The organism is Limisphaerales bacterium (assembly GCA_014382585.1).
Taxonomy (GTDB): Bacteria; Verrucomicrobiota; Verrucomicrobiia; order Limisphaerales; family UBA1100; genus JACNJL01.
On the sequence record JACNJL010000062.1, the window covers coordinates 18957 to 34825 of the forward strand.

Consider the following 15869-nt stretch of genomic DNA (forward strand, 5'->3'; position numbering starts at 1 on the left):
CCGCCCTACCTTGCAAAAGGCTCAAACGGCATCGTCGACACTGTGGCTTGGGTGTCCCCCACACGAAGCACCGTGCCCAATTCCGCCGCATCGCGATGCACAATCGCCAGCGCGACGTTCGGTTCGGTGATCACACTCGAAAGCGTTCCCACATTTTTTTCACCAAGAAAAATCGCGTCGCCTTCCGCCGCCGCGCCGTCCAGTCGCAAGCCGCGCAGGATGCGGTTGACCTTTCCACGGGAGCGAATGCGCGAGATAACTTCCTGTCCGATGTAGCACCCCTTCGCATAGCTGATGGCCCGCGCCTCGATGCCGCCTTCGGGTGCGAGGTTGTTGGACGTAAAATCTTTTCCAAATCGTGGAATCGTTGCCAATACCCGCGCCTTTTCAAACGCAACGTCGCCGCACATCGGCGTGTGCTCCGCCAAACGTGATTTCATTTTTTCCACAGCATCCACCGGCACAAACAAATCAAATCCAATTGAGCGGAGGCGCGGTTGATTCACCACAAAAATTTCCTCGGGGGTTTTTTTCAGCGCAAATTCTGTTTCCGGAGCGGGCAATTCAAGCGCCGCCAACACCTCCGCCGCCTTCGGCCCCTGCACGCTGAGCAAACCAAAATGCGGTGCCACGTCCGCCACTTCCACATCTTCGGCGATGGTAAAACGTTCCAGTCGAGCCCGCACCCCATCGGCCAAGCCCGGCTCGAAATCCAAAAGCAATTCCTCCGCCAGCTGATACACGAACAGATCACTCTCCATTTTCCCCTTCGCATTCACCAGCGCGGCGTAGCAGCCGGTGTGTTCGGCGAGGCTGTTGATGTTGTTGGTTACTTGCCCGTGCAAAAACGTCGTGCGATCCGCGCCCAACAAGCACAGCCGTGAGCGATTGGAAAGATCCAGCCAAGCGGCGGAGTTTCTCAATGAATTGAATTCTGCTTCCACGCGCGCGATTGCAGCACGTTTTTGCTGACAGGCCAAGGCTGCCTCGTTAGAGTCCGCCGCTATGCATAAATTGGTTTTACTGCGCCACGGTCAATCTCAATGGAATTTGGATAATCGGTTCACCGGTTGGCACGATGTGGATCTCACCGAGCAAGGCCGCGCGGAGGCCAAGGCGGCGGGAGCTGTACTCAAGGATAACGGATTTGTTTTCGACCAGGCCCACACCTCGGTTTTGAAACGCGCCATTCGCACCTTGTGGATTGCGCTGGATGAGCTAGACCAAATGTGGCTGCCCGTGCGGCGCGATTGGCGGCTGAATGAACGCCACTACGGCGCGTTGCAGGGCCTCAATAAATCCGAGACGGCCGAGAAGCATGGCGAAGAACAAGTGCTCATTTGGCGGCGCGCCTACGATGTGCCGCCGCCGGCGTTGGAAAAAAGCGATGAACGTTGGCCCGGCAATGACGCGCGCTACGCTAATCTCACCGAGGCACAGCAGCCGCTCACAGAATGCCTTGCAGATACGGTCGACCGTTTCCTTCCGTATTGGCACGAAACCATCGCGCCGGAAATCAAGGAAGGCAAACGTGTCATCATCGCCGCCCACGGCAACAGCCTCCGCGCCTTGGTGAAATATCTCGATGACGTTTCTGACGAAGCCATTTTGAAACTCAACATCCCCACCGGTATGCCGCTGGTGTACGAACTGGACGAGGATTTGAAACCGATTAAAAATTATTACCTCGGCGATGAAGAAGCCGTGAAGGCCGCGATGAACGCAGTAGCAAGCCAGGGGAAAGCGGGGTAGTTGAACCGCCAAGACACAAAGACGCCAAGATGAATGAACCAGATGAAACTGTGGATGGTTTGGCGCGTGAGGTTGTGGATGCGGATTTAGAGGTGCATCGGGAACTGGGGCCGGGTTATTTGGAGTCAGTTTATGAAGAGGCGTTGGGTGTGGAATTGGAATTGCGCGATGTTGCCTTTGAGCGGCAAGTGCCGATTGCGGTTCAATACAAAAGCCAATCAGTTGGAGAGGGGCGATTGGATTTGTTGGTGGGCGGCGAATTAATCATCGAATTGAAAGCCGTGGAAGCGCTACTCCCCGTCCACAAAGCCCAAGTGCTTTCTTACCTTTAAGCCACGGAAAAACAACTCGGCCTGCTCATCAATTTTAATGTCCCTCTAATAAAAAATGGAATCAAACGAATCATCCTTTCTTAAAAACCTTGGCGTCTTTGCGCCTTGGCGGTTCATACAATGAAAGCCATCATTCTAGCCGCCGGCAAGGGCACGCGCATGGGCGATCTTACGGATGAGACGCCCAAGCCGATGCTTCCTGTGGAGGGGCGGGCGATTTTGGAACACATCGTCACCGGCCTGCGCGAAGCGGGGGTGACTGAGTTTTGCATCATCACGGGTTGGAAGGCGGAGGCAATTGAATCGCACTTCGGCGATGGGGCGGATTTCGGGGTGAGTATTTCTTACGTGCGGCAAATCGTTCAGGATGGCACGGGGAAGGCACCGGAATTGGCGAAGAACTTTGTGGGCGATGACGCTTTTTTGCTGACGTATGGCGATATTTTGGTGAGGCCGGAGACGTATCAAAAGATGTTGGGGCGTTGGGGCGGCGGCGACTTTTCCGGATTGGTGACGGTAACCGGCAGTGAGGATGTGACGAAAGGTGGGTTGTTCTTTTTTGACCAGGCGTTTTGTTTGAATCATTTGGTGGAGAAACCTTCGGAAGCGCAACTGAATGAATTGCGCGAGAGGGGAATTTTGAAAGATGGCGAAACTGCCTGGTACAACGCGGGGATTTATATTTTCCAGCCGACGCTTTTCCAACACACGGCTCGGTTGGAAAAATCACCGCGCGGTGAGTATGAATTGACCGATGCGCTGACCGCAATGCTCGGTGACGGCGACTCCATCGCGGGGCTGGAAATCGCCGGGCGCTGGGTGGATGTGCGGGATCCCCAAGTGCTCGCCCGTCTGCAGGCCGGGGGTGAAACACCGTAAATGAGGCTTGTATTGGGGCAGCGCATTGCCTTTACTCCGCCGCTTGTGCAAACGGTAACCGATTTACGCATTGTTTCCTCCGAGGCGCTGCCCGCTCCATCGCAGTTGATGGACGAGCTGCCGCGTACGCCGGAGCAAACGGCGTTTGTGTCCCGGGCGCGCCGGGAAATATCCGCCATCATCCAGGGCCAAGACCCGCGGCTGATGGTTGTGGTTGGCCCCTGCTCCATTCATGACCTGGCCGCCGGTCGCGAATACGCCGAGCGCCTGCGCGCGTTGGCCGATGAGCTGCAGGATCGCATGCTTCTGCTGATGCGCGTGTATTTTGAGAAACCCCGCACCACCCTCGGCTGGAAGGGGTTGATCATGGATCCGCACCTCAACGGCACCTACGAAATCCCCGCCGGCCTGCGAATGGCGCGGCAATTTTTGGGCGAGGTGCTGGACCTCGGCATGCCCACCGCCACTGAGTTGCTCGATCCCATCACCCCGCAATACATTGCCGACAGCCTGTGCTGGTCGGCCATTGGCGCGCGGACGGTGGAGAGCCAAACGCACCGGCAAATGGCCAGCGGCCTGTCCATGCCCGTGGGATTCAAAAACTCCACCGCCGGCGATTGCGAGGTGGCCGTCAACGCCATCCTTGCCGCCACCCAGCAGCAAACTTTCCTGGGCATCACCCGCGAAGGCCGGGCGAGCGCGGTGACCACCCGCGGCAATCCGGACTGCCAAATCATTCTTCGCGGTGGCAGCAACGGGCCCAACTACGATGCCGACAACGTGGCCGCCGTGGAGGCGTTGGCCGACAAGTGCGGCTTGGCCGCCCCTTCGTTGATGATCGATTGCAGCCACGGCAACAGCGGTAAGGATCCCGAGCGGCAACCCGCCGTGTTGGCTCATGTGATCGGGCAAGTGGCGGCCGGGAACCGGCGTATTCATTCCGTGATGCTGGAGAGCAACCTGCATGGCGGCGCCCAAAAACTTGGCGAAGATATCAGCACCCTCTCATACGGCGTGAGCATCACCGATGGCTGCCTCAGCTGGGCCGCCACCGAAGCCGTCCTGCGCGAAGCTTACGCGGACTTGGCCGGGCGGTTTGCATAAAAAAAGCGCGGCGGGTGCCGCGCGAACATGGTGTTAATTACGGCGCTCCTGGGCCGCCCGGTCCACCTGGACCACCACCTGGACCACCGCCCGGTCCACCTGGACCTCCGCCACCTTGGTTGCCGCCGGCGATCGCTCCCGGGATCACTTCTACCCCGATCACTTGTCCGTCACCTTGGCTGGTGGGTTTAATTGTGAACCGTACGGCGTTGTAAGTTTTGCCCTGAGCATCACGAATTTTCATCCCGGGATAGGTCCACACGCCATTGGTTCCCACGGCCTTGGCGTCGCTGGGCCTGCCAAAGGCACGCATAATTACGGAGGCGGCTTTGCCCATGTAGATGGCTCGGATATCTTGATTTGGCGGCTGTTGACGGCCGGTGTTCACACCCCAATTTAACTGCGGGGCGGCAGGTTTAGTCGGGTCAAGCCGAACGGGACGTTGTTTGCCGCCTCCGCCAGGGCCACCACCAAATTCGCCACCGCCACTGCCTGGGCCGGGCAAGCCTTCTCCTCCACCGGGGCCGGGCATCCCGCCGCCGGGGCCGGGCATCCCGCCGCCGGGGCCGGGCATCCCACCGCCGGGACCGGGCATCCCACCGCCGCCGCCGGGACCGGGCATCCCACCGCCGCCGCCCGGCGTTTCGCCGCCGCTTCCGGTGCCGGCTTGTTTGCCGTCATCTGTCTCGGCATCTTCTTCGTCTTTTTTGCAGCCAGTGTTGAGTAGGAGGCTCAGTAGAATTACGGGGAACAAGAGATGCAATTGGGCGGGTTTCATGGGGTGGGTTATTGGGTTTAAGGGTAGGTGCGGGGCTAATGCGATGGTGGGAGGCAGGGTTATCCGTGCGAATGCCCGTGGTCGTGATCGTGATCGCCGGGTTCCGGTTTGGGTGGGTCCACCAACTCAATCTCGGCGTGTTCGGCGATGAACTCGATGACTTTATGTTCTCGGATTTGGTTTTGGATGGCGCTGATCTGATTGTTGTCGGCCAGCTCTTTAACGTGTTGCTGGGGGTCCTTGCCCATTTGCTGGGCTTGCATGGCGATGGTGCGCAGCACTTCTTCACGACTGACTTCAATTTTTTCTGTTTCAGCGATGAGGGGATGAATGAAAAACCAGCGTGCACGATCCATGGCAACGGGGTTGGCCTCGGCAGTGATTTGCTCTTTGGCCGCCTCGATATCTTCCTCCGAGGCGCCGCCGGCACGGCGGGTGCGCACCATATTTTCTACGACGATGCGCAGTTCGTTTTGCTGCACGGGTTCAGGCACGGGGAAGTTTACTTTTTTCATCAACTCCTCGTGCACTTGCGCGCGTACGACGCGCATTGCTTCGCCTTCCTGGTTTGATTTTAAATCGTCCCGCACGCCTTGGCGCAATTGGTCCACGCTTTCGGCTTCCCAGCTTTTGGCAAATTCATCGGTTAATTCGGGCAGCACTTTTTCTTTCACCTGCTGCACTTTCACTTCGTAAACCACATCCAGCCCTTGCAATTTCGGTTGGCTGGGAAATTCGTCGGGGATGGTTACCTTCACCGTGCGTTCGTCGCCGGGTTTGGCGTCGATCAGTTGCCGGGTGAAGCCGGGAATAAAATGATCGTGCTCATCGGCGTGTACGTGCAGCGGGAAATTTTCCTGCTTGGTCATCCCGCGCGCGGTGGGGGAAAAATCCGTGAGTGGCTTGCCGTCACTGGTGCCGGTGAAGCTGACCACCACGTAATCGCCCGCTTGCGTACCGCGTTCCCGCTCTTTGTATTCCGCGCGACCTTCGCGGAGTTTGTCCAGCGCGTTGTCCACGTCGGCATCGCTGATTTCCAGTTTCGGTTTTTTGGCGGGCAACCCTTTGTACTCCGGCATTTCGAAATCCGGCGCGGTTTCCACCGTGGCCAAAAAGTCCAGCGCCTCGCCTTGCTTGAAATTGACTTCCTCCACTTCCGGCTGCAGGATCGGGCGGATTTTGTTGTCTTCAAGCCCTTTGCGGTAGCAGTCGTTGAGCAATTGCTCGCGCACTTGATCCTGAATTTTCCCGGCAAACTGCGCCGCTACTTTGGCTTCCGGCGCCTTGCCCTTGCGATAGCCGGGCAGATTGGCTTGCTTGCGGAATGTGCGGGTTACCTCGGCAAACGCCGCGTCCACATCTTCGGCCGGTAGATTAAAGCGCAGTTGTTTTTTGCATGGCGCTAATTCAATTACTTCAACTTTTACATTCACGATATATTCCCAATTTGGGGGCCGTCCAAACTAGGGGCGTGGACAAAGGGCGTCAATCAAAGTCTCAATTTTTACGGATCATTTTTCAATTTCATTGATCCAAAACTGTTTTTTCGCTAACACTCCCTTCCTGTTGGTTTACCCCTTTATGCGAAAACTTTTATTCATTTTTCTGGCCACCGCGGCAGTTCATATCCCCGCCGCCGAGCCGCAGCCGGGCTTGGCGCTCACTTGGCGGGTGGGCGAGGCCACGGCGGCGACGGTGGTGCCGAATCTTTGGTTGTATGTGCCGGCAGGGCGGCCGGCTTCGCCCTTTGTGCCCGCCGGTCGGTTTACGGCCACAATTGAGGGGTTTGTGAATATTGATCTGCGCGGCGATTACTCATTCCACGCCACCGGTAAAGGCGGGGTGAAGCTGGAGGTTAATAATGTGGTGCTGCTCGATCTAAAAGGGATCAGCGGTGTGGCTGAGGCTAAAACCAAAGTGGTGCGGCTCAACAAAGGCGCCAACGCCATTAAGGTCACTTATAGCAGCCCGAACAAGGGCGACGCGCAGTTGAGGATTTTTTGGAGCGACCGTCCCGATAAACCGCTGCCGCATGAACCCATCCGCAATGGCCAACTTACGCATTTACCCAGCCGGCTGCTCACGCAGGCGAACCTTGTCGAAACCGGCCGGGAAATTTTCATCGAGCATCGCTGTCAACGCTGCCACACAGTTGATGGCAACAAAGGCACGGACATTCCCGAACTGGCCATGAGCGGGCCGGGCTTCGACGCCATCGGAGACCGCCGCCACCGCGAATGGATGGCCCAATGGATTCTAAACCCCAAAGCACAGCGCCGCGGCGCACGCATGCCAACGCTTTTGCACGGCGAAACAGCCCCCGGCGATGCCGCTGCCATTGCGGTGTACTTAGCCAGCCTCAACGGCCCTGCCAAGCCGGCAGTGGAATATCCCAAACCCGACTTCATGGCGGGCGAAGAGTTGGCCGAGCAATTGAATTGTGTTGGCTGCCACACGCTTCCCGGCACGGCGGCGGAGGCAGGAAAATTGTCACTCGATCATATCAATCGAAAATTTCCTATGGGCGAGCTGGCCGATTTCCTGCACGCGCCCAATCGTCATTACGCATGGACGCGAATGCCAAAGTTTGCCCTCACCGCCAAGGAGGCGTGGGATATTTCACAATGGCTGCGGGTGAAGGCTCCAGCCTATGCCGAACCGCAAATTGATGAAGACATCGCCGCACTCGCGCACGGAAAAAAACTGGTCACCACGCTCGGCTGCGTTAATTGCCACGATCACAAAGGCGAAAATAAATTCACCGCGCTCAAGCTCTCCGCGTTGGTCGTCGACAAATGGAATGGAGGGTGCCTTGCTGATGAACCCGGCGGGAGGTCGCCGCGCTTTGGCTTTACGCCCGTTCAACGCGCTGCGCTGCGCGCTTTTGGAGCGACGGATCGCCAGTCGTTGCACCGTCATGAGCCCGCCGAATTTGCCCGGCGCCAAATGCGCGTGCTCCATTGCAATGCCTGCCACGGTGAGCTCGATGGATTTCCCAAGCTCGATGCCATTGGCCACAAACTCAAGCCCGAGTGGATGCAGACGCTTTTCGCGGGCACGCGGAAACAGCCCGCCCGCCCGTGGCTGGCCCATCGCATGCCGGCCTTTCCGGCGCGCGCCAAGCCGCTAGCGCACGGGCTCGCCCAAGCTCACGGTTGGCCGGCGCAAACGCCCGTGAAACAAGCGCCGGTGAATGCCCGGCTCGCCGAGCTGGGCCGCAAACTCGTTGGGATTGATGGCGGTTTTTCCTGCATCGCCTGCCACGGCGTGAAGCATCGCGAGCCCCTGCAAGTTTTCGAGGCGCAGGGCGTGAACTTCGCTGAAGTGGGCGCGCGCGTGCGGCCGGATTATTTTTTGCGGTGGATGCTCGACCCACTGCGTGTGGATTCGCAAACTCGAATGCCGGATTATTTTGATGAAGACGCTCGCAGCGTATTGGTTGATGTGCTGGAAGGTGATGCGAAGCAACAAATTGAAGCCATCCGTCAGTACCTCCGCCAAGGCAACAAAATGAAACTGCCTGTTATGCAGTAGCGGAGCAGGGGTTGGTGCGCCTGGCCTTTATTATTTCGAATTATTCCCAATGCAAAAGAGGTGTTTTTCTCCGCGGATAAAAATTTGTCCCTGACTGATTGCAGGACTGGAGGAGACCTTCTCACCCAACTCATTTTTCGCGACCACTTCAAACTTGGAGCCCGGCCGCACGACGGTGGTTGTGCCTTTGTCTGATACAAAATAAACCAATCCGCCCGCGGAAATGGCGGAGGCACTATGACCGCCTCCGAGGCGCTCCATCCACAGTCGCTCCCCATCATCCGCGCGGAAACAGCTGGCAATGCCGCTGTCGGACACAATCAGAAAATACGGCCCCAACGTCACGGGTGAGGGGACGTAAGCCGCGCCGCGTTTGGCGCGCCAGGCGATGTGTGTTTGGGTGACATTGCCGCGGCCATCGGGGCGAATGGCCAAAATGTGGCGCTCAGGAAAACCGCCGGTGACAAACAGATATTGGCCGTTGTAAATCATTGATGCCACGAATTGCTCGGTGGGGCCGTCAATGATCCAATGCCGTTGGCCGCTGGCGGGATCGTAGCTGGCGACGGATTTACTGCCGGATAAAATCATTTGTTCGCGGCCGCCGATGGTGCGGATGATGGGGGTGGCGTAGCTGCGCGTTTTGTTTTCGCGGTTCACTTTCCAGCGCGGCAAGCCGGTGGTGCGATCCAGCGCGGTGAGGTAGGCGTTGCCGTCATGGTCGCCATTGATAATGACGAGGTCGCGATACAGAACCGGGCAGGCGTTGAACCCGTGCGCGCTGATGAAGTCACCCACTTCTTTTGCCCATTGCTGTTTCCCGGCCATGTCATAGGCCGCCACCATAATGGTGCCGGGCGAGATAAGGCGCGGCGAGCCGACATTGGGCGCGGGAATCTTTTTGTCACTCACTTTCATGAACGTGACGTAAACAAATTTCCCATCAGTGACCGGCGTGCTGGAGGCGCGGCTGTTGAGGCGATGGATGACTTCGAGCGGAGTCTTGAGCACGGTGCGTTGCCAAAGTGATTTGCCGTCTCGTCGGTCGATGCAAAGCAGCACGCGTTCCTCCTTCTCCGGCAGGCAAGCCAGCAGGAAGATTTTATCCCCCCAAATGACTGGCGAAGAATGGCCGCGTCCAGGCAGCGGTGATTTCCAAGCGAGATTTTTTGTGGAACTCCACTGAGTAGGAATCTTGGTTTCCAAGCTCGAGCCATCGCCGCGTGGCCCGCGCCAGCCCGGCCAGTTTTCTGCACATAATGAATATGAAACAACCAGAAAGAGTGCTATGAAGCGCATGGTGAAAGTTTAGGGCGAGGCTCACTGCGCGCAAGGGTTTTCGCTGTCTGCGGACAAGTGTTGCTGCAGATTCCAATTGACGGCACCGCGCGCGTAAACTGTAAAACTTGCGAAAACCTCAAAGTCCATTTACAAGAGCGGCATGACATCCATGCGGCTTTTTTTTGTGGCTCTTTTCTTCTCCGTGTCCGGCTTGTTGGCCGGCGAACCCAACACCCTGTCCAAGGCCGAGAAGGCGGCTGGTTGGCAGTTGCTCTTTGATGGCAAAAACATCAACGCGCATTGGCGCAATCTCGGGCAAAAGGAAGTGACCGGTGCGGGCTGGGTGATTAAGGAGGGCGTGCTGATCAAGGAGGAAGGCCGAGCGGCCGGGAACATTCTCACGCGCCGGACTTGGACGGATTATGAATTCACCTGGGAATGGCAGGTGGGCGTCAAGGGCAACAACGGCGTGAAATACATGGTGCTCGAGAAGCGCGGCGCGATCGGGCATGAGTACCAGATGATCGATGACAGTTTCTGGCAGAAGAGTCCGTTAAGCTTGACCGGCGTGTTTTATGCCGTGCTACCGCGCGATGTGAAATTGGCTGAGCCGGTACGCATCAACAAATGGAATCAATCCCGCATCAAAGTGCTGGGCCAAAAGGTGGAGCATTGGTTGAATGGTGAAAAAATCTTGAGCTACACGCTCGGCAGCGAGCGCGTGTTGGCCGGTGTGGCCAAGAGCAAGTTCAAGAAATTTGAGGGCTTTGGCAAAAAGGTCACCGGCCACATTCTGCTAACCGATCACAAGGATCGCTGTGCGTTTCGTAACCTTAAAATTCGCGAACTGAAATGAAGTTTTATGAAGCGATGGTAGGGCGGTTTCTCCGAAACCGCCACGGCGCGCTCGGAGAGCGAGCCCTACCTTGGATCATGGTGGTGCTGTTCACTTTTTCTGTGGATGCCGCACCCAAGCAATTACTCGTCCTCGGCCAAAAACCGGACGGGCATCCGCCAGGCACACACGAATACATGCCGGGCGCGCGGGTGGTGCAGGCGCTGATGGCCGGGCATCAGGACGTGCAGGTGACGGTAGCGCAGGCCGATGAACCGTGGCCCGAGGGGCCGGGATTGATCGCCAAAGCGGATGGCATTGTGCTCTTTCTCAACGAAGGCGGCCGCTTCATTCAGGAGGATCCAAAACGCGCCAAGGCCTTTGCGGATTTTGCTAAACGCGGCGGTGGTTTTGTAGTCTATCACTGGGGCATGGGCGCGAAAGAGGTGCCGTTGATTACGCCGTTTCTAAATCTGTTTGGCGGATGCCACGGTGGTCCGGATCGTAAATACACCGTGGTGAAGGAGGCGCAGTTTAAAGTCGCCGCACCGAAGCATCCGGTGATGTCCGGAATTCAATCCTTCGAGCTGCCGTTTGAGGAATTTTACTACAAACTGAAGGTGCCCAAAAACCCGAAGCATTGGACGCCACTAGTGCAGGTGCCGATCGAGGGCAACGTGGAAACCGTCGGCTGGGCCTGGGAACGCCCCGATGGCGGTCGTTCGGTCGGCTACAGTGGTCTGCACTTTCACGTGAACTGGCGGCATAAGCAGTATCGGCGGCTGATTGCCCAGGCCGCTCTGTGGACCCTCAAGCTACCTGTTCCAAAAGGAGGTCTTCCCGCGAAACTCGATCCCAAGGTCATCGACCTGAATTAACCTCTTTATTTCAGTCGGGTGGCTGGGTTTACTGTGAAGGTATAGTCATTTGCGACGGCATCCTTCTGCCCCTGTTCGTCGGCTTGGATTGAGCGCAATTCGTACGATCCATTCGGGGCGGGGCGGTAACGGAGCGGTTTTCCATCATAAGGGTCGAAAGGCTGTGATGTAAGAAACTGGGGCACCAGTTCAGGCAAGTTGCGTGGGATCCTTCCTTGGTTGGCCAGCCGGTATCGCTCGATGGCCAGCGCGGTCGTTGTAAGTTGTTGGTTTAGGACGGCTCGGTGCACATTTTTCGATAAATTTTCCAAGGATTTCATCATCATGGGTGTGAAAGGATATTTCCCCACATGTTGGATGGTCATGGTCAGTTTTTGGTGTTTGGCCCAAGTCGATCTAAACTCGCCGTTTTCATCATCGTATGTGGAAAAATCAGGGTAACCCGCCCGGATGCCTTCAAGGAAACGGTTCATCATTCCAATGTAAGTTGTCATTTCCAAGTCACGCGCAGCCTCGGAACGAGAACGCAGGAGTAACCAAATGGGCTCTTCAATGATGCGGTGTCTCGGGTCTATCCACTGCAATTGTTTTATGGTGCCCGTCCGGGCAATCTCTTCTGATCCAAGAATGACTGCACGTTCCCCAACCCAAGCATTTTCAAAATTGCGTGGCCAATTGAAACCGGCGAAAGCCTGCTGGAGAGACACCAGTTGCGCGTCATTCAACCTCCGCATGTTTAACAACGTCTGAAGCGCATCCCTTGCCCGTTGCGCGCACCTAACTTCCACTAAGGTGGAAAATACAATAGGTTCGTCATCAAGCAGATGGCAAATGCGCAACAAAACCAAAATGGACCAGACTGCCTGTTGTTGATCGCCCACGGACAGAGGGTTCTGACCTTGGGCAACAGCGGGTCTCTGTTGCGTGGCAAAGTACCGACTGCGCCACATTAAGACCCTGGATACACTGTTTATTGGAGTCAAGTGAGGCAGCAATGTGCTATTGCCGCGCGTGCAATCGATGGGAAAACGCGCTGGCTGGTTCGCGGGATATCGTTGGGCAATTGCAAAAAGTAGATCTACGTTGGCTTGATGCGCGACTAAATACGCCCGAATTATTGAGCGCGAGTCCGGCGCCATCAAAAGTGCTGGGTTAACCTGTTTCCTCTCCAATTTATGCACTGGCCGGTAAATATTCTCCGGGACATTGTTAGTGAATTTCCCGAAAGCCAACGCGGCATTCTTCTCCGCTGGCACGGCCTTGTACCACGCATCCAGTTCCTTGAGCGTCACCGGTTCCCTCTTGGCGCGAATTTTCTCAAGTTCAATCTTCAGCGTCGATGGCTTGCCCTCATGCAGCGGCCGCAGCGACAACAGGAAGCGCTCGTCCTCGGTCAACTCAGTTGTTTGATTCCCCTCCGAATTCCCTTTGGGCATTGGATTCTGCGCGGCCTCGGCGGGCGCGGATGGCTTGCCAGAAGGCGCGGGCTCGGCCTTCTCCTTGGCCTGTTCATCACCCTTTCCGCATCCCGCAGCCAAGGCCACGATCATACAGAAAACAGAAAGAGTAGATTTTCGCATCTGAACTTGAGCGTATCAGGCAAGCGGTCGTAATTAAAGGAGAAACAATGGTTGGTCATTTCCAGTTGACGCGCGCGTGGATTGCGGGAAATTCTGCCCCTGCCTATGGCGAAGATTCAACGTGCTCTTATTTCGGTCTCGGACAAGGACGGCTTGCTGCCGTTTGCAAAAACGCTGGCGGAAGCCGGAGTGGAAATTCTCAGCACCGGCGGCACCGCGCGTGTGATGCGCGAGGCAGGCCTCACGGTCATCGATGTCAGTGATTACACCGGCTTTCCTGAGATGATGGATGGTCGTGTGAAAACGCTGCACCCCAAAGTGCACGGCGGCCTGCTGCACCTGCGCGGCAACGCCGAGCATGAGGCGGCCTGTACCGAGCACGGGATTCAGCCGATCGATCTGGTGGTGGTGAACCTGTATCCGTTTGAGGAAACCGTCGCCAAGCCGGATGCCACGTTGGCCGATGCCATCGAAAACATCGACATCGGCGGCCCCTCGATGCTCCGCAGCGCGGCGAAGAATCACGAGAGCGTGACGGTCATTACCGATCCCGAAGATTACGATGTGGTTGCCGCACAAATCAAATCCGACGGCAACACCACGCTGGAATTGCGTCGCACACTTGCTGCCAAAGTCTACGCCCGCACCGCCGAGTACGACGCCGCCATCGCGTCGCATTTGCAAAATGCGTTTAGTGATGAAGAGGCCTCTGATGATTTGCCCGCCGAATTGGTGGTGCAAGCGTCGCTCGCACAAACGCTGCGTTACGGCGAAAACCCCCACCAACGCGCCGGCCTCTATGGGAAATTTGGCGAGTACTTTGAGCAACTGCACGGCAAGGCGCTTTCGTACAACAACATCCTCGACGCCACGGCAGCAGCGAATTTAATCTGCGAATTTACCGAGGATGCGCCGACGCTGGCCATTCTCAAACACACTAATCCGTGCGGACTGGGACAAGGCGCGAGCTTGCGCGAGGCTTGGGGTCGCGCCTTCGCCACCGATAACCAAGCGCCTTTTGGCGGCATCATCGCCGTGAACCAACCGCTTGACGGCGACTGCGCCGAGGCGATTGCGGAAATTTTCAGCGAAGTCATTATCGCACCGGATTTCACCGACGAAGCGAAAGCCATTTTGCAGAAGAAAAAAAATCTGCGCCTGTTGCGGATGCTGAAGAATCCTTTCACCGCTGTCGCGTGGGACGTGCGCAATACCGGCGCGGAATCGTTCCTCGTACAGGAACGCGACATCAAAACTACTACTGCTGATGATTTGAAAGTGGTAACCGAACGCGCGCCGAGCGACGACGAAATGGCCGCGATGCTTTTCGGTTGGCGCGTCGTGAAGCACGTTAAAAGCAACGCCATCGTTTACTGCGGCCCCGGCGCTACGCTCGGCATCGGCGCGGGCCAAATGAGCCGCATCGATTCCAGCCGCATCGCCATCTGGAAAGCCGGCGAAGCGAAGCTTTCACTTGAAGGAAGTGTGGTGTGCAGTGACGCATTCTTCCCCTTCGCCGACGGCCTCATCGCCGCCGCCGAAGCCGGTGCCACTGCCGCCATCCAACCCGGCGGCTCCAAGCGCGACGAAGAAGTCATCGCCGCCGCCAACGAACGCGGAATGGCAATGGTCTTCACCGGCGCACGGCACTTCCGGCATTGAGCAACGGTGCTGGACTGCGCCACGTCTTTGAGTTATGCTCCAACTATGAATTTGATCGAGGTATCGCCACGGGAAGGCTATGGATTGTTTGTGCGCTACGATGACGGCGCAAGCGGTGTGGTTGATCTTTCTGCATTCGTTGGCAAAGGGGTGTTTTCTGAATGGCTAAAACCGGGAGTGTTTGAGCAGGTACAACTGGCCGAGGCGGGGCATCCCGAGTGGCCGGGGGAAATTGATCTTTGCCCGGACGCGCTTTACCTGCAGTTGACCGGGAAAAAGCCGGAGGAAATTTTTCCAGCCTTAAACCGCCCTTCGGCTCATGCCTGAAATTTCGCGCTTTTACGGCATCGTGATCCGAATGTATTTTGGAGATCATTCGCCACCGCATTTTCACGCAATCTACGGGAGCAACAAAGCCACGGTCGACATTGAGATGCTGACATTCATCAAGGGTAAACTCCCTCCAAGAGCAAGCAGCCTCGTCATCGAATGGGCTGCGTTGCATCAGGATGAATTGCACGCGGCATTTCGTTTGGCGCAGGCAATGGAGGCTCCGGGAAAAATCACCCCGTTGGATTAACCCCCGGCACGCTTCTCGGAAATGTTGAGGATGATTTTGTAGACGGGGGGGATTTCTTTGCGGTCGAAGCGGGTGACAATTTTTTGGTAGTAAGCTTTGGCTTCGGTTTTATTTTCTGCGTCCCACAATAAATCGGCGGCGGCTTTCCACGCTTGGAGCACTTCGAATTCCTGATTGCCGAAATCGGTGGCCACGCGGTCGTAATGTTTGAGCGCGGCGATGGTGTCGCCTTGTTCGGCACGGACGCCGGCAAGGCTGCGGAGGGCTTGGGCGCACCAGCGTTTTTGATCGGGATAATCCCGCAATAATTGTTCGTAACGCTTGGCAGCGCCTTCGAGGAGTTTAGTTTTTTGATCGCCGGTCGCGTCAGCGGAGGGGTTGTGAAAATCGGATGCCGCCTTTTCAAACAATGCCTTGGCGGCTTCTGCGCGTTCGGGCGTTGAGATGGGTGCCGTGGCGTTGGGCGGTGCGGGTGCGTTGGGTTTGAGCTCGTTGGACTTGCCGCAGCCGAGGGCCAATGCGAGTAGCACGATGAAGCTACTTCCGCGCATTGGTGCCGGTGCGGGTGGTGAGGGTGTACTTGAGGGTGCGTTGTTCGCCGGGCTGGAGTTGGAAAGCGAATTTGATTTTGGTGGCATCGACTTTTTCGAATTTAACATCGGTGGCGATTTCCC

16 protein-coding genes and 1 pseudogene are annotated in these 15869 nt (G+C 56.9%); 10 read left to right on the plus strand and 7 right to left on the minus strand.

Features of this window, described 5'->3' with window-relative positions; genetic code table 11:
• Positions 1 to 5: 5 nt before the first annotated feature.
• Positions 6 to 923: a folate-binding protein YgfZ gene (locus H8E27_14620; protein ID MBC8326851.1), complete on the minus strand. Its 918-nt coding sequence runs from the start codon at positions 921 to 923 to the stop codon at positions 6 to 8.
• Positions 924 to 1005: 82 nt separating this feature from the next.
• Here H8E27_14620 and gpmA point away from each other — a divergent pair, with 82 nt between their 5' ends.
• From gpmA to H8E27_14640, 4 genes and pseudogenes are all read left to right on the plus strand, one after another.
• Entirely contained in the window at positions 1006 to 1752 is a 747-nt protein-coding gene (gpmA, locus tag H8E27_14625; protein MBC8326852.1) for a 2,3-diphosphoglycerate-dependent phosphoglycerate mutase, read from the plus strand.
• Positions 1753 to 1781: 29 nt separating this feature from the next.
• Positions 1782 to 2168, plus strand: a pseudogene (locus H8E27_14630) (GxxExxY protein).
• A gap of 36 nt (positions 2169 to 2204) precedes the next feature.
• A complete protein-coding gene (locus H8E27_14635; protein ID MBC8326853.1) occupies positions 2205 to 2963 on the plus strand; it encodes an NTP transferase domain-containing protein in 759 nt (252 codons plus the stop codon).
• The gene (locus H8E27_14640) at positions 2964 to 4067 is read left to right on the plus strand and encodes a 3-deoxy-7-phosphoheptulonate synthase (GenBank protein ID MBC8326854.1); all 1104 of its coding nucleotides are present in this window, start codon (positions 2964 to 2966) and stop codon (positions 4065 to 4067) included.
• Positions 4068 to 4104: 37 nt separating this feature from the next.
• Here the strand turns inward: H8E27_14640 and H8E27_14645 are convergent, their stop codons facing one another.
• Together H8E27_14645 and tig are read right to left on the minus strand one after the other, a co-directional pair.
• Positions 4105 to 4845: a hypothetical protein gene (locus H8E27_14645; GenBank protein ID MBC8326855.1), complete on the minus strand. Its 741-nt coding sequence runs from the start codon at positions 4843 to 4845 to the stop codon at positions 4105 to 4107.
• 59 nt (positions 4846 to 4904) lie between these two features.
• Entirely contained in the window at positions 4905 to 6278 is a 1374-nt protein-coding gene (tig, locus tag H8E27_14650; protein ID MBC8326856.1) for a trigger factor, read from the minus strand.
• Between the two features lie 148 nt (positions 6279 to 6426).
• Between tig and H8E27_14655 the strand changes: the two genes are divergently transcribed.
• Complete coding sequence (locus H8E27_14655) at positions 6427 to 8379, plus strand: c-type cytochrome (protein ID MBC8326857.1); 1953 nt, start codon at positions 6427 to 6429, stop codon at positions 8377 to 8379.
• A 30-nt stretch (positions 8380 to 8409) separates the two neighbouring features.
• On the opposite strand, the gene H8E27_14660 is transcribed toward H8E27_14655, so the two are convergent.
• Complete coding sequence (locus tag H8E27_14660; GenBank protein ID MBC8326858.1) at positions 8410 to 9678, minus strand: PQQ-binding-like beta-propeller repeat protein; 1269 nt, start codon at positions 9676 to 9678, stop codon at positions 8410 to 8412.
• Between the two features lie 142 nt (positions 9679 to 9820).
• On the opposite strand from H8E27_14660, the gene H8E27_14665 reads away from it, so the two are divergent.
• A complete protein-coding gene (locus H8E27_14665; protein ID MBC8326859.1) occupies positions 9821 to 10516 on the plus strand; it encodes a DUF1080 domain-containing protein in 696 nt (231 codons plus the stop codon).
• A complete protein-coding gene (locus tag H8E27_14670) occupies positions 10513 to 11373 on the plus strand; it encodes a ThuA domain-containing protein (GenBank protein MBC8326860.1) in 861 nt (286 codons plus the stop codon). Before H8E27_14665 ends, H8E27_14670 begins: the two co-directional genes overlap by 4 nt.
• 5 nt (positions 11374 to 11378) lie before the next feature.
• Here the strand turns inward: H8E27_14670 and H8E27_14675 are convergent, their stop codons facing one another.
• Positions 11379 to 12953: a hypothetical protein gene (locus H8E27_14675; protein ID MBC8326861.1), complete on the minus strand. Its 1575-nt coding sequence runs from the start codon at positions 12951 to 12953 to the stop codon at positions 11379 to 11381.
• Positions 12954 to 13058: 105 nt separating this feature from the next.
• Here H8E27_14675 and purH point away from each other — a divergent pair, with 105 nt between their 5' ends.
• The 3 genes from purH to H8E27_14690 are packed head-to-tail and all read left to right on the plus strand — an operon-like array spanning position 13059 to position 15195.
• Positions 13059 to 14615 (plus strand): bifunctional phosphoribosylaminoimidazolecarboxamide formyltransferase/IMP cyclohydrolase, encoded by a 1557-nt coding sequence (purH, locus tag H8E27_14680; GenBank protein ID MBC8326862.1) that lies wholly within the window; start codon positions 13059 to 13061, stop codon positions 14613 to 14615.
• A 45-nt stretch (positions 14616 to 14660) separates the two neighbouring features.
• Positions 14661 to 14942: a DUF2442 domain-containing protein gene (locus H8E27_14685; GenBank protein ID MBC8326863.1), complete on the plus strand. Its 282-nt coding sequence runs from the start codon at positions 14661 to 14663 to the stop codon at positions 14940 to 14942.
• The gene (locus H8E27_14690; protein MBC8326864.1) at positions 14935 to 15195 is read left to right on the plus strand and encodes a DUF4160 domain-containing protein; all 261 of its coding nucleotides are present in this window, start codon (positions 14935 to 14937) and stop codon (positions 15193 to 15195) included. Before H8E27_14685 ends, H8E27_14690 begins: the two co-directional genes overlap by 8 nt.
• On the opposite strand, the gene H8E27_14695 is transcribed toward H8E27_14690, so the two are convergent.
• Complete coding sequence (locus tag H8E27_14695; GenBank protein MBC8326865.1) at positions 15192 to 15746, minus strand: hypothetical protein; 555 nt, start codon at positions 15744 to 15746, stop codon at positions 15192 to 15194. The two genes, H8E27_14690 and H8E27_14695, sit on opposite strands and share 4 nt — an antisense overlap.
• A partial coding sequence (locus tag H8E27_14700) for a hypothetical protein (GenBank protein ID MBC8326866.1) occupies positions 15733 to 15869 on the minus strand: 137 nt, incomplete at its 5' end. The genes H8E27_14695 and H8E27_14700, both read right to left, overlap by 14 nt.

What these genes read in the sequence shown, in the direction of transcription:
- gpmA (MBC8326852.1), top strand. Translation starts at nt 1,006, where the DNA reads ATGCATAAATTGGTTTTACTGCGCCACGGTCAATCTCAATGGAATTTG.
- H8E27_14635 (MBC8326853.1), top strand. Translation starts at nt 2,205, where the DNA reads ATGAAAGCCATCATTCTAGCCGCCGGCAAGGGCACGCGCATGGGCGAT.
- H8E27_14640 (MBC8326854.1), top strand. Translation starts at nt 2,964, where the DNA reads ATGAGGCTTGTATTGGGGCAGCGCATTGCCTTTACTCCGCCGCTTGTG.
- H8E27_14645 (MBC8326855.1), bottom strand. Translation starts at nt 4,845, where the DNA reads ATGAAACCCGCCCAATTGCATCTCTTGTTCCCCGTAATTCTACTGAGC.
- H8E27_14655 (MBC8326857.1), top strand. Translation starts at nt 6,427, where the DNA reads ATGCGAAAACTTTTATTCATTTTTCTGGCCACCGCGGCAGTTCATATC.
- H8E27_14660 (MBC8326858.1), bottom strand. Translation starts at nt 9,678, where the DNA reads ATGCGCTTCATAGCACTCTTTCTGGTTGTTTCATATTCATTATGTGCA.
- H8E27_14665 (MBC8326859.1), top strand. Translation starts at nt 9,821, where the DNA reads ATGACATCCATGCGGCTTTTTTTTGTGGCTCTTTTCTTCTCCGTGTCC.
- H8E27_14670 (MBC8326860.1), top strand. Translation starts at nt 10,513, where the DNA reads ATGAAGTTTTATGAAGCGATGGTAGGGCGGTTTCTCCGAAACCGCCAC.
- H8E27_14675 (MBC8326861.1), bottom strand. Translation starts at nt 12,953, where the DNA reads ATGCGAAAATCTACTCTTTCTGTTTTCTGTATGATCGTGGCCTTGGCT.
- purH (MBC8326862.1), top strand. Translation starts at nt 13,059, where the DNA reads ATGGCGAAGATTCAACGTGCTCTTATTTCGGTCTCGGACAAGGACGGC.
- H8E27_14685 (MBC8326863.1), top strand. Translation starts at nt 14,661, where the DNA reads ATGAATTTGATCGAGGTATCGCCACGGGAAGGCTATGGATTGTTTGTG.
- H8E27_14690 (MBC8326864.1), top strand. Translation starts at nt 14,935, where the DNA reads ATGCCTGAAATTTCGCGCTTTTACGGCATCGTGATCCGAATGTATTTT.
- H8E27_14695 (MBC8326865.1), bottom strand. Translation starts at nt 15,746, where the DNA reads ATGCGCGGAAGTAGCTTCATCGTGCTACTCGCATTGGCCCTCGGCTGC.